Below are 12342 nucleotides of genomic sequence, written 5' to 3'. Positions count from 1 at the left end.
GTTGTCGCTGGCGAAAAAATGTCATTACTGCCGACGACGAGAAGATACTCGGGAGGTCCTCGGCATGCGCTCCCACAAGTTCATTAGTTTAGTCTTCAAACTTCGCTAAAGCTTGTCGTTCCCGATTCACAATGAGGCGTGTGATATCGGGGCGCGAATAGTGGCCGGCCACGTCAAAATTTTGTCGTTCACGTCTGACTTCATTGCGATCAAGCGTGGCCACTAGTAAGCATTCTTGATCGACCACAGGTTCAATAATCCAACGGCCATCGGGGCCAGCAATGCACGAGCCGCCATTGGCGAGGACTTCGGGGCAACGTTGAAGAATCAGATCGAGATGGGGGAAATCTTGTGGAAAATCTCCGCGGCGCATTAAACCTGATACCGCAATACTAAAACTACGACCCTCTTTGGCGATGAAACGCGTCAAGTCTTCGGTATTGCGTAGATTGCCAGGCCAAATGCCAATATGCACATCTTCGCCTTGGGCGTACAAAGCCGCACGCGATAAAGGCATCCAATTTTCCCAGCAGTTTAAACCGCCAATGCGGAAATTTTGCAAAGCATGGGTCCGTAACCCATGCCCATCACCGGGTGCCCAGGTGAGGCGTTCCTCATAGGTTGGCATTAACTTGCGATGCACTGACTGCACTAGGCCCTCTGCATCAATGTACACGCATGAACAGTACACACTGTAGCCGGTGCGATCTTGTGGACGTTCGAGACAGCCGAGCATGACGGCAATGTGCAGTTCTTTGGCAACCGCACAAATAGGTGCCAGATCACCTGCCTCAATATCCACACCTTGCGCCACGTAGTAAGCGTGTAGATCCTTTTGTACCTCATCGTTAAAACGAGAGCCTTCGGTGAGATCCAGCCAAAATGGATAGCCTGGCAAAATCGTTTCACCAAAACACACCAATTGTGCGCCTTGTTGTGCCGCCCGTTTGATGTACTGAACAATTTTCTCAGTACCCGCCTGACGATTCAACCATACGGGGGCGATTTGTGCGAGGGCGACGGTGAGTTGGTCAGGTGCGTTCATCTGTTTTCTATGGCGTTGGCAAAGTCGGTGAAATGAATATCAAACCTGGGGCAAGCCAAGCTTTTTGGTTTTTACGTCAGAAGCAATGCTCCGGCGCAGGGAAGCTACGGTCTTTGACTGCTGCCACATAGGCTTGGATCGCCGCATCGATCGAGCTTTGACCTTCCATGAAATTTTTCACGAAACGTGCTTTGCGGCCGGGGAAAACGCCGAGCAGATCGTGCATCACCAAAACTTGACCTGAACAATCGGGGCCCGCACCAATGCCAATGGTTGGGATGTGTAAGAGTTCGCTGACTTCTTTCGCCAGTGGCGCAGGGATCGCTTCCAGTACCAACAATGCCGCACCAGCAGCTTGTAATTTCAAAGCATCGGCTTTGAGTTGTTCTGCCGCTTCAACTGTTTTACCTTGCACTTTATAGCCGCCGAGTTGATGGACCGATTGTGGCGTCAAGCCGAGATGGGCGCAGACCGGCACCGCGCGTTCAGTGAGAAATTGAATGGTCGAGGCGATCCAAGCACCACCTTCTACTTTCACCATTTGCGCACCAGCTTGCATCAAGGCAGCCGCATTGCTGAAAGCTTGTTCTGGCGTTGGGTAGGTGCCGAAAGGCATGTCCGCAATCACGAATGCTTTGGTGTTGCCGCGGGCAACACAGGCAGTGTGATAGGCCACATCCTGATTTGTGACGGGAAGGGTGGAATCATGTCCTTGGCAAACCATGCCGAGCGAATCACCCACCAATAAAATGTCGACACCGCAACGATCCATCATGGACGCGAAACTGGCATCATAGCAGGTCAACATAGCGATTTTTTCGCCTTGCTGGCGCATGTTAGCGAGGGTGCTCAAGGTCACCGCTTTACGATCTTGTAAATATTCAGCCACGACATTCTCCGAAAACGTGAAGGCAATTGAGTGTGAAAGTGTTCATCAAACTATTGAATGATCTCTAGGCACCGTCCAGCAAGGCGAAACTTAGAAAATAAAATAGACTCAACTGCGGAAAATAAAATAGACAGCGCCGATCAAGCACAAACCAGCCCAAACGTAATCGAATTTAAAAGGCTGGCCCATGTAAAGCATAGAAAACGGAACAAACACCAACAAAGTCAGAACTTCCTGCAAGATCTTTAACTGCGCCAAACTGTAGGCAGTGTACCCGATTCGGTTTGCTGGCACTTGGAGTAAATATTCAAAAAGCGCGACGCCCCAACTCAGAATAGCAGCAACATACCAGGCTTTGCTTTGGAGATTTTTGAGATGCCCGTACCAAGCAAAGGTCATGAAAAAGTTGGAAAGCAAAAGTAAGCCAGTCGTTTGAACGATTACAGGAATTTGCATTCAACACTCCTTACATTGCGCAATGTGCATGGTTCAAAGTCCTCAACGCCCATCTAACTTCCAGTCCATTTGCGTATGCCTTGGTCCGCCACGTTCGGTGCAAACTGATGGGCTGGACCTTTTCCTGGAATATCGACAAAGGGATCGAGTTGGAGTAGTGGAATCAAAACGAAAGCACGTTCGTGCATGCGCGGATGCGGCACGATCAGATCACTTTCATCGATGCGCTGCTGGTCGTACAGCAAAAGGTCGAGATCGAGTGTGCGCGGGGCATTCCGATAGGGCCGTTCGCGGCCGCATGCTAATTCGAGTTTCTGCAGTTGCTGTAGCAAGTCTTGCGGACTGAGTGCAGTGCGCAGTGCAGCGACCGCGTTGAAATAATCATCGCCACTTGAATCGATCGGTGCGGTCACGAATAAAGAGGAAGCTTTTTGCAGCTGCGTCGAGGGAAATTGACGCAACTGTTCGATCGCATATTCCACCGTAGCGCGCGCCTCACCGAGGTTCGCACCGATGCCGATGTAGGCTAAGTGAGTCGAGCTCGTCATGTTCTCTGGATTTTTCTAGATACTCGTGCTTGTTCAATCGGCATCGGCCGCTTTAGGACGGCGACGATTGCTACGACGAGGGCGGCGTTTTTTGGGGCCTTCATTGTCGTTGGCTTTGCCTTTGGGCTTCACACTAATTAAACGAACCCGTTCCTCTTCGTCGGCCTCGATAAATGCGGTCCACCATTCGCCAATTTCGGCATCAATCTCGCCGGAGGCACAGCGCAGCAAGAGGAAGTCGAAGCCAGCACGTAAGCGTGAATTTTCGATGAGTTTGAACGGTGCCTTGCCGACCCGCTTTTCGAAGCGCGGTTGCATGGCCCAAATATCTCGCATATCGCTACCGATTTTTCTTTGTACGGCGAGGGTATCGGTTTGTGTATTCAAGACATCGTCGGCTGCCAAATGCAAAGCTGGAATCGTCAGTTCACCAGCCGCTTTATAGGCTTCCCATTTTTCTAAAACTTGGTGCCAGAATAGCGAAGCAAAGAGGAAGCCCGGCGACACCGTTTTACCTTGGCGTACCCGCTCATCGGTGTTGGCTAAGGCCAAGGTGACAAAACGTTCGCCAAGTGGCTGTTCCAAGACCACGTCCAACAAAGGCATTAAACCGTGATGGAGACCTTCTTTTCGCAGTTGTTGCAAGCACGCCATCGCATGGCCGCTGGTCAATAACTTGAGCATCTCATCGAACACGCGCGCACTGGGTACATTGTTGATGAGCGGTGCCATCACCGTGATCGGCTTACGCGTCTCTTGATCGATGGAGAACTGTAATTTTGCTGCAAAACGCACCACGCGTAACATGCGCACCGGATCTTCGCGATAACGTAGTTCAGGCACGCCAATAATCCGTAAGACTTTCTTGCGAACGTCCGCAATGCCGCCGTGATAGTCCAACACCGTTTGACTCGCGGGATCGTAGTACATGGCATTGACGGTGAAGTCGCGCCGTGCCGCATCTTCATGCTGCTCGCCGAAAGTATTGTCACGCAACACACGACCGTGCTCATCGGTTGGTGCATCGGTCTTCGCGGCACCACGGAAGGTGGTGACCTCGATCAGGTCTTGCCCAAACATGACGTGGACGATCTGAAAACGACGACCAATGATAAAAGCGCGGCGGAATAAGCGTTTCACTTGCTCCGGCGTGGCATTGGTGGCGACGTCGAAGTCTTTCGGTTTGATGCCCAACAATAAATCACGAACTGCACCACCGACGATGAAAGCCTTAAAGCCGTGTTCTTGCAAGGTCTGTGTCACGCGAATGGCATTATTCGACACCATGGCGGGATCAATGCCGTGTTCATCGGCATGCAGCACCTTAGGCTTATGTTTGCCTTTGCTTTTGCTGTCGTTCTTCGACGGCTCGGCTTGATCTGCTTGATTTTTGACGCCGAGGATCTTACGAATAAATTTCTTAATCATTATTCTCAAATAAATAGAGTACAGGCCATGCTTTTTCTTGGGCGTGGGCCAGCAAGAGGGCATTTGGATTGGTCGCAACGGGATGGGAGACGAGCGACAATAAGGGAATGTCGTTTTGAGAGTCACTGTAAAAATAGGAACGCTCAAAGTCATCGAGTTGGCGGCCTTGATTCTGTAGCCAATGCTGCAAGTGCGTAATTTTACCTGCGCCCGAGCTTGGAACACCGATTAATTTACCAGTTATGTTGCCATTTCCATCCACTTCTGGCTCCGCCGCCAGTAAATGCTTCACTCCCAGCGCCTGCGCAATTGGTGCCGTCACGAAACGATTGGTCGCTGTAATGATCACGATTTCATCGCCATGGTCTTGATGTTTTTTTAACAAATCGAAGGCTGACGTCCGTAAAGCAGGTTGAATGACTTCTTGCATAAACTGTGCATGCCAAGCGTTCAGTTGTGCTTGATCGAAGGCCGCAAGCGTGCCGAGCGCAAATTCGAGATATTCGACAGGATCTAAGGTTCCTTGCTGATATTGCGCATAAAAATCAGCGTTGCGACGACTGAATTCATCGGCGTCGACCGCACCAATACGGCATAGAAATTGGCCCCACTCGTAATCTGAATCAATCGGGATGAGCGTGTGGTCGAGGTCGAAAAGGGCAAGATTGATCATGGTTGTCCGCATTAGTTTTGATCAGTTGGTGCAAGAGGTAATTGGTACGCAGGCGTTTGATCGTTGGTGCCACGCTCTTGCTGGATTTGTCGGTGCAAAAGCTCGCGCAGTAAAGGCAGCGTAATGGCGCGCTTGGTTTCTAAGGAATAGTGGTCGAGTTCATTGAGCAAGTGACTCAAGGACTGCATATCTCGGTGATGATGCGTAATCAGGTATGGCAATACGCCCGGTGCCAAACTAATGCCTTTGGCTTCGGCAGCGCGTTCTAAAGCATCGAGTTTCTCTTCGTCGCTGAGTCCGAAGATTTGGTACACCAAGCCCCAACCAAATCTCGTTCTTAAGTCTTCTCGTACTTGCAAAAGCATCGGTGGTTGTTTGCCAGCGGCGACAAAAAAAGCACCATTCGCCTTGGCTTCGTTGAACAATGCGAAGGCATCGATTTGTGCTGCCGGCGTGAGTTGATCGCAATCGTCCAGTAGATACAAGTCAACACTTGGGCTATACCAAAATTGTTCTTCAGGGGCATCGGCGCTGATATAGCGGCTATGAGGATGTTGCGCCAAGGCGTGCAGTAGATGTGTTTTGCCAGCACCATTTTCGCCCCAAAAATAGACCGATCGTTCACCGTATTGACTAGGTGTTTTTTCGGAAAACAAGCATAAGACCTGTGCCAGTTCCGCATTTTGACCGACGACGAAAGTATCAAATGAAGGCGGTTGTTCGGCGTCGAGGTCGAGAAGGAGTTGTCGCATTGTGTGGATGAATTCTGTTATTTCTGGTGATGCTATTTTTGTTCTGCTTTGTTTCTTTTTATCTGTTTCGTGTTGTTTGTCGGCTTATTGTTGACGATAAAACGTGCTGCCGAGATAAGAAGTTCTTAGATGACGCAGTGCCACTGACACGATCGCAGAAGCAGGGAGAGCAATCAAGATACCGATAAAACCAAATAATTGACCGAACGCCATTAACGCAAAAATCACCGCTAATGGTGGAAGGCCGATCCTTTCGCCCACTAATTTCGGGGTCAGGAAGAAGCCTTCGATCACTTGTCCGACGCTATAAATGATCGCCACAGCGATCAGCCCGTGCAAATCGTTAAATTGCAAGACCGCGCTGACGAGTGCCAAGAATAAGCCGAAACCAAATCCCAAATAGGGAATGAAAACTAAGAGTCCCGTCAAAACGCCAACCGGTACGGCAAGCTCAAAGCGGGCGATCCATAAGGCGATTGAGTAGTACAAGGCTAACACCAGCATCACCATTAATTGCCCATGCAAGTATTGGCCCAGCAAGCTGTCGACTTCTTTGGTCCAAGACAAAATCGAGTTGAGCCAGCGCCGTGGAATGAAATTGCGGATGCGATGGACTAGACTGTGCCAATCCATCAACAAATAATAGAGAACGATAGGAATCAAAAGAAGATTGGCGATGACGCCAAGCACCGCGGTTCCGCCCACGCGAATCGAGGACAATATGGCTTTGCCGATCACGTCGCCACTTGAAGCAAGGTGTTCAGTCACAAGCGTTTTTACCGCTTGCGAATCAAACTTCCCACTGACGCCAAACTCGGTCAGGAGTGGCGTGATCATGGTATTGAAACGTTCAAGAAACAGGGGAATCTGATTTTGCAGTTGCGGAATTTCTTTTTGAAAGATGGGAACCATGATCAAAAAGAAAGCGAAAATAATCGCGATCAATAGTATCAAAACCACAGTGACCGCAAGGCCGCGTGGCATAAAACGTTTGGCGATGCGTAATTTACACAAGCGATCAACGAAGGGATTGAGGATGTAGGCGAGGGTGGCAGCCACCACAAACGGCATCAAGATCGGTCCGAGGAGTGATAGCAAAAGAATAAAACCTGCAGCGACGCCGAGCCAGAGCATGCTTTGTTTTTGGTTATTTGTTAACTTGATAGACATGGTTCACTCTGTAGGTAAGTCACTGATTTGCCTAAAAACTAGGTAAAACGTGGGTCGATTTGTTAAAATACTGTTTTTTTCAACGATCTGCACTCGGCATGGACGGCGAAAGCCCAGCGCTTCCGCTTTTTTCCGCAACAGGTCACTGGGTAAATTAGCAATTCCGCTATTTTACCGCTTCAAGCCCCTACTGACGAATATCCTATGAGCACAAATAATCCTGTTTCTCTTTCCTATGCTGACGCTGGTGTCGATATGGTTGCTGGCGATGCGCTGGTTGATGCGATTAAACCGTTTGCTAAACGTACTATGCGTGAAGGCGTGATGGCGGGAATCGGTGGTTTCGGCGCCATGTTTGAAGTCAGCAAAAAGTACAAGGAACCAGTGTTGGTATCGGGTACCGACGGTGTGGGAACGAAGTTGAAATTGGCATTTCATTTGAATCGTCACGATACAGTGGGTATCGACTTGGTCGCCATGAGCGTCAACGATATTTTGGTGCAAGGCGCTGAACCTTTGTTCTTCTTGGACTACTTTGCTTGTGGCAAATTAGACGTTGCCACTGCGACTGATGTGATCAAAGGGATTGCTTACGGTTGCGAATTGTCTGGCTGTGCATTGATCGGTGGTGAGACGGCAGAGATGCCTTCTATGTACCCTGATGGCGAATATGACTTGGCTGGCTTTGCGGTCGGTGCGGTAGAAAAGTCAAAGATCATCGACGGTAGCAAAATTGTTCCAGGCGATGTGATCTTGGGCTTGGCTTCCTCTGGTATTCACTCGAATGGTTTTTCTTTGGTACGCAAAATTATCGAAGTCGCGAATCCAGATTTGAACGCAGACTTCCATGGTCGTAGCTTGGCGGACGCATTGATTGCACCAACCCGCATCTACGTCAAACCATTGTTGGCTTTGATGGCAGAGATGGAAGTCAAAGGCATGGCACACATTACTGGCGGCGGCTTGGTTGAAAACGTACCACGCGTACTCGGCGACAAATTGACTGCCGTTCTCGATAGCACGACATGGGAAATGCCACCATTGTTCAAATGGTTGCAACAACACGGTGGCGTGGCAGATGCTGAAATGCATCGCGTGTTTAACTGCGGTATTGGTATGGTGGTGATTGTGTCTGCCGATCAAGCTGAAGCAGCGGCGGCGCATTTGCGCGCTTCCGGTGAAACGGTCTACCAAATTGGTACGATTCGTGCCCGCGAAGGTCAAGAGCATCAAACAATCGTTGTCTGATGTAATTTCGAACTACGACAAAAAAATTGAGGAAAGCCGCAGTTGATCTGCGGCTTTTTTGTTTTTACTGTGTTTGTCTTTACTGTGTTGGTGCGTCGATGGTTTCCCACAAAAAGTCCCAATCTTCCGACTTAAACATGCCTTCGCGGCGCAATACGACCTCGCCCTGACGATTAATGACTAAGTGCGTCGGATCGGTTTTGATCGTGCCGAGTCCGTCGAAATTTTTCAAACTGCCTTTCCAAATCAACTGAAATTGCTGATTGATTGGGGTAGCAATATTGACGATGCGTGCGTACAGGTCGAAGTCTTCTTTGCGCTTTTCTAAGTTGACACCCACCATCATGAAATTGCGTTGGCGATTATCTCGATAAAATTCCCGCATCAGTTTGACATCACGCTCACAGGCAGTGCAGCCAGCGCTATAGAAAGTGAGTAGTATGGTTTTGCCTTGCAAGTTCTGCAGATCGAAGGCCTGTCCTTTGCTATCGATACCAGAGAGTTTGATGTTATTTAAAGAAGTCGTTGATACCTTAGTGTTGGCCAGCGCTTCACTCTGAAATAGTTGAAGTGACAAGGTAGACAAGAGGGCAATAAAGATTTGTTTCATCATAGCTGGACGATTAAATGGGTGACAATGAAAGGGAGGCGATGTCCATTAGTCGTCGCAGGTCGAGAAAACTTACACCTCACTGCAAAAATGAGTTGGGGCCACAGCAATATCGGGGCCGCGAATTGAGTCGATAAGACTTTGTGGTGATGGGGACAACAGGGCTCAAATGCTGGCCCTCGGTAGGATTCGCATGGCAGGGAAGGGACCCGTACTGGTTAAAAACTGGTTTAAAACCTGTTTGAAACTCGTGAAAGCTTGACACTTACAAGATTAAACAGGGAGCGGGTTTGGGGCGGTGGGATGCAAAGCCTTGTGTGATCGGCCTTCAAGTTGAAGCATGAAGGCCGATGTCTTGCATTATTGGGGTTTGACGAGACGGTTTTGGCGCCAAGCGCGTTCGCGTGCTTCGATGGCGTTGCTCAGTACCGGATGGGTTTGCATCGGTGCAGCAGCGATGCCACTGGTCCCGCATCGACCACGATCTGCGTAGTTGATGGCGTTTGCGAGCAGATTTTCGGAATTGCTTCCCAATGCGTTTTCGAGATCGTCACTGGCGGCGCATTGAGGTGCAAATCCATTGACGTAATCACCTTTGCCCGCATCGTTCACACCAGAGAATTCAATCGCAAAGTAGGCAGTGCCGCAGTTGTCTGCTTGGATAAAGCCGTAAGGTTTGCCGCAGGTGGTGCCTCCAATCGTAATGACTTGTACGAAGGGAGATAAGCCATTAATGATGGATTCACTGGCGGAACAAGTGCGTGCTGAGGTCAACACAAACACGCGACTGAGATTGAGCTGTGGCAAATTTTGCCCGCTTCGACTACGAGTAGTGAAAAGGTCGCGGTTATCAGCAGTTTTTTCTGGATGCTTATCATTGAAGTGTAGTTGCTCGAACACGCGACCTTGGACTTTGCTACCACCAATCATGGACGCGACTTCGTTAGCAATGTAGAGATAGCCCCCGCCGTTATAGCGTAAATCCAGCACCAAATCGTCGATGCCCGCTTGTTTGAATTGAGTAAGCGTGGAAATGAGAGGTGCTTCGGCCGTCGCAATATGGTCGGTAAATACCAAATAGCCTAGTTTGCGATTGAGTGGCGTGGTCACGATCGATGATTGTAAAACCGGAAAACTGGTGATGTTGGCAGAGACGAGTTCAACCGTGCGGGTGGCAAGGCTACCGTTATCGCGTACTTGTAATACCGTTTTCTGGCCGGTTTTGTCCGGATACAGCGCCGCGATTTGCGTATCGCGGGACAGTGTTTCAATTGCTAGACCATTGATACCAACGATGCGTGTTCCTCGTTTTAAATTTTGCGCTGCAGCTGGTGAATTGGGCTGCACGTAAGTCACCCGTAAGCTGCCATTTTGATTGACCAATTCGTAGCCGAATCCGACCTCCGCACCTGAGTCGAAGTAACTGTTAATTTCATCGGCGTTGCCCGTAAAGCTAAAGCGATCGAGTGATTTTACGAGCAAAGCGTCAAAGTAGGTCTGTGGCGTAGGGTAGTTGGCGGCAGGTACTTCGACAATCTGTTTGTACCAGAGATAAACATCGTTGAGGTGGGCTCGTACCCAAGCTTTTTCGCTAGTCGGGGTGCAAATGTTGGCGTATTGGCCTGGGCTACCTATCCCATCCGTGTTGTTGCCGTTGACAACATTACATAAGGGGCTATTGCTGTTGCAGCTAGATAGGACTTGGGAGCCGCCGCTCGATCCACCACCACTTCCGCCACCACAACTCATCAGGCTCAATGCAAGGCCAGCAGTCAACAGAAGGCGTGTAGATTTGAAAAACTGATGAGTGATGTGCTGAGTGGTGGAGCTAGGCATATTAATCTCCTAAGGATTTTTTTTCCAACAACGTCAAAAAGCGACATGCTCAACAGAGCGCGCTTCTGGAACTGTGGCAAATAGTGATCTGGCAAGTATAATCCAAGTCATTTGCCAGTTACCACCTATCGCCATGATACAACTTGGTTTCCTGTGTGGTCACTGACGCTTTTCTGGTCAAACTCAGTTTCTGTTGACCATTTGTTTTGTTTGGAATTTTATGACATCGCCATCAACTCCTGCCCGTTGTGCGTGGGCTAATCCTTCGAATCCGCGCTACATCGAATATCACGATCATGAGTGGGGCGTACCTTGCCACGATGAACGCCAATTATTTGAGATGTTGAATCTCGAAGGCGCTCAAGCTGGTTTAAGCTGGGAAACCGTGTTGAATAAACGCGATCATTATCGCAAAGTGTTCGACCAGTTTGATCCACATAAAATCGTCAAGTACGACGCTCGCAAGATTGAGAGTTTGATGCAAGATGCAGGCATTATTCGCAATCGCTTAAAGATTAATGCGGTCATTAGTAATGCTCATGCGTATCTCAAGTTGTGTGAAGAGTTCGGTGGCTTGAATGCCTATTTGTGGCGTCATGTGGATGGAGATCCGCCAATCAATCGCGCGGGGCGCGTTGTCACCAATGCGCTATCCGACGGCATTTCGAAAGACCTTAAAAAGCGGGGCTTCAAATTTGTTGGCTCGACCATCATCTATGCCTACATGCAAGCGATAGGTATGGTGAATGATCACAGTGCAGACTGCGCTTGGCATCCTGATCATGCAAAAAAGAAGAACCGCGCCTCATGAGTAAGTTAGTCAATAAATTAAAGTCGATGGTGACAGCGTCGCCGACAGATCACCCTGATGTGTTTGTTTCAGAGTTTCGTGGCGTGTGCTCTTTGCACTTAGCAAGCGAAGTCAACAGTGATACCTCGGTTGCCCCAATTCAGGGATCGATGCGACTCGCTGTACCCGATCAAATTGAACTTGAGTATGTTCAGCAAATGTGTGTTTGGATGTTGTTCAATATGGTGCCACAACATATTGTTCAGCTCGGTTTAGGCGCCGCTTCTTTGACGAAGTTTTGTTACCGCTCTTTCCCGCAAGCGAAAGTGACTGCAGTCGAGTTAAATCCCAAAGTCATCGCGATATGTCGTGAGCAATTTCGTTTGCCTGAAGATGATGAGCGTTTGCAGGTCTTGGAGATGGATGCATTTGATTATGTGCGACAAAAGAAACTGCATGGCAAACTCGATGTGATTCAAGTCGATTTGTATGACGCTGAGGCCGAGGGACCCGTATTGGATAGTCCCGAGTTCTATCAAGCCTGCGCCGATTGTCTCAATGAAACGGGGATGTTGACGGTCAATTTATTTGCCAACGACAAGCAACGCCAAAAGAATATCGAAGCCATGCAAGCTTGTTTTGATGTCGTGGTGTGGTTACCCGAAGTGCATGACGCCAATGTGGTGGCTATCGCCTTCAAGACGGCACCCGAGGTCGATTTTGATGTGCTGTATCAGCGTGCCGCGATTTTGCGGGTCAACTACAAATTGCAAGCGCCAATTTGGGTCAATGGTTTAAAAGAGTGGATGGTGAGGGATTAAGTAAGTGCCGGATGAACTATTTTGAATAAAGTCGGTCATAGCTGGCTACATTGTGCGCCAAATCGGCCGTGCATCT

13 protein-coding genes are annotated in these 12342 nt (G+C 49.2%); 3 read left to right on the top strand and 10 right to left on the bottom strand.

From position 1 onward, the window contains the following. Window positions 1-88: 88 nt before the first annotated feature. The 8 genes from RF679_RS11320 to RF679_RS11285 form a co-directional block, all read right to left on the bottom strand. On the bottom strand, window positions 89-1045 hold the full coding sequence (locus RF679_RS11320; protein WP_309480736.1) for a carbon-nitrogen hydrolase family protein: 957 nt from the start codon (window positions 1043-1045) through the stop codon (window positions 89-91). 76 nt (window positions 1046-1121) lie between these two features. Beyond that, entirely contained in the window at window positions 1122-1934 is an 813-nt protein-coding gene (gene panB / locus RF679_RS11315) for a 3-methyl-2-oxobutanoate hydroxymethyltransferase (RefSeq protein WP_309480735.1), read from the bottom strand. Window positions 1935-2042: 108 nt separating this feature from the next. Next, window positions 2043-2390 carry a DMT family protein gene (locus tag RF679_RS11310; protein ID WP_309480734.1) on the bottom strand — a complete coding sequence of 116 codons (348 nt, stop codon included), beginning with the start codon at window positions 2388-2390 and terminating at the stop codon, window positions 2043-2045. 53 nt (window positions 2391-2443) lie between these two features. After that, window positions 2444-2938 (bottom strand): 2-amino-4-hydroxy-6-hydroxymethyldihydropteridine diphosphokinase, encoded by a 495-nt coding sequence (gene folK / locus RF679_RS11305; RefSeq protein ID WP_309480733.1) that lies wholly within the window; start codon window positions 2936-2938, stop codon window positions 2444-2446. Window positions 2939-2971: 33 nt separating this feature from the next. Then, window positions 2972-4366 (bottom strand): polynucleotide adenylyltransferase PcnB, encoded by a 1395-nt coding sequence (gene pcnB / locus RF679_RS11300; protein WP_309480732.1) that lies wholly within the window; start codon window positions 4364-4366, stop codon window positions 2972-2974. Continuing rightward, window positions 4359-5039: a histidinol-phosphatase gene (locus RF679_RS11295; RefSeq protein WP_309480731.1), complete on the bottom strand. Its 681-nt coding sequence runs from the start codon at window positions 5037-5039 to the stop codon at window positions 4359-4361. The genes pcnB and RF679_RS11295 overlap by 8 nt, the downstream gene beginning before the upstream one ends. Window positions 5040-5050: 11 nt before the next feature. Continuing rightward, entirely contained in the window at window positions 5051-5791 is a 741-nt protein-coding gene (gene hda / locus RF679_RS11290) for a DnaA regulatory inactivator Hda (RefSeq protein WP_309480730.1), read from the bottom strand. A gap of 84 nt (window positions 5792-5875) precedes the next feature. Continuing rightward, window positions 5876-6961, bottom strand: a complete 1086-nt coding sequence (locus tag RF679_RS11285; protein WP_309480729.1) for an AI-2E family transporter — start codon at window positions 6959-6961, stop codon at window positions 5876-5878. 204 nt (window positions 6962-7165) lie between these two features. Here RF679_RS11285 and purM point away from each other — a divergent pair, with 204 nt between their 5' ends. Beyond that, window positions 7166-8209 carry a phosphoribosylformylglycinamidine cyclo-ligase gene (purM, locus tag RF679_RS11280; protein ID WP_309480728.1) on the top strand — a complete coding sequence of 348 codons (1044 nt, stop codon included), beginning with the start codon at window positions 7166-7168 and terminating at the stop codon, window positions 8207-8209. A 79-nt stretch (window positions 8210-8288) separates the two neighbouring features. On the opposite strand, the gene RF679_RS11275 is transcribed toward purM, so the two are convergent. Both RF679_RS11275 and RF679_RS11270 read right to left on the bottom strand, forming a co-directional pair. After that, entirely contained in the window at window positions 8289-8822 is a 534-nt protein-coding gene (locus RF679_RS11275; protein ID WP_309480727.1) for a TlpA family protein disulfide reductase, read from the bottom strand. A 357-nt stretch (window positions 8823-9179) separates the two neighbouring features. Further along, entirely contained in the window at window positions 9180-10655 is a 1476-nt protein-coding gene (locus RF679_RS11270) for a S41 family peptidase (RefSeq protein ID WP_309480726.1), read from the bottom strand. A 220-nt stretch (window positions 10656-10875) separates the two neighbouring features. Between RF679_RS11270 and RF679_RS11265 the strand changes: the two genes are divergently transcribed. Then, complete coding sequence (locus RF679_RS11265) at window positions 10876-11466, top strand: DNA-3-methyladenine glycosylase I (protein ID WP_309480725.1); 591 nt, start codon at window positions 10876-10878, stop codon at window positions 11464-11466. Further along, entirely contained in the window at window positions 11463-12266 is an 804-nt protein-coding gene (locus RF679_RS11260) for a spermine/spermidine synthase domain-containing protein (RefSeq protein ID WP_309480724.1), read from the top strand. The genes RF679_RS11265 and RF679_RS11260 overlap by 4 nt, the downstream gene beginning before the upstream one ends. The last annotated feature ends 76 nt before the right edge of the window (window positions 12267-12342 follow it).

Source organism: Undibacterium cyanobacteriorum (genome assembly GCF_031326225.1).
Classification (GTDB): Bacteria; Pseudomonadota; Gammaproteobacteria; order Burkholderiales; family Burkholderiaceae_D; genus Undibacterium; species Undibacterium cyanobacteriorum.
The sequence above is the reverse complement of the archived record's forward strand: the minus strand, read 5'-3'. Positions and strand labels throughout refer to the sequence as shown.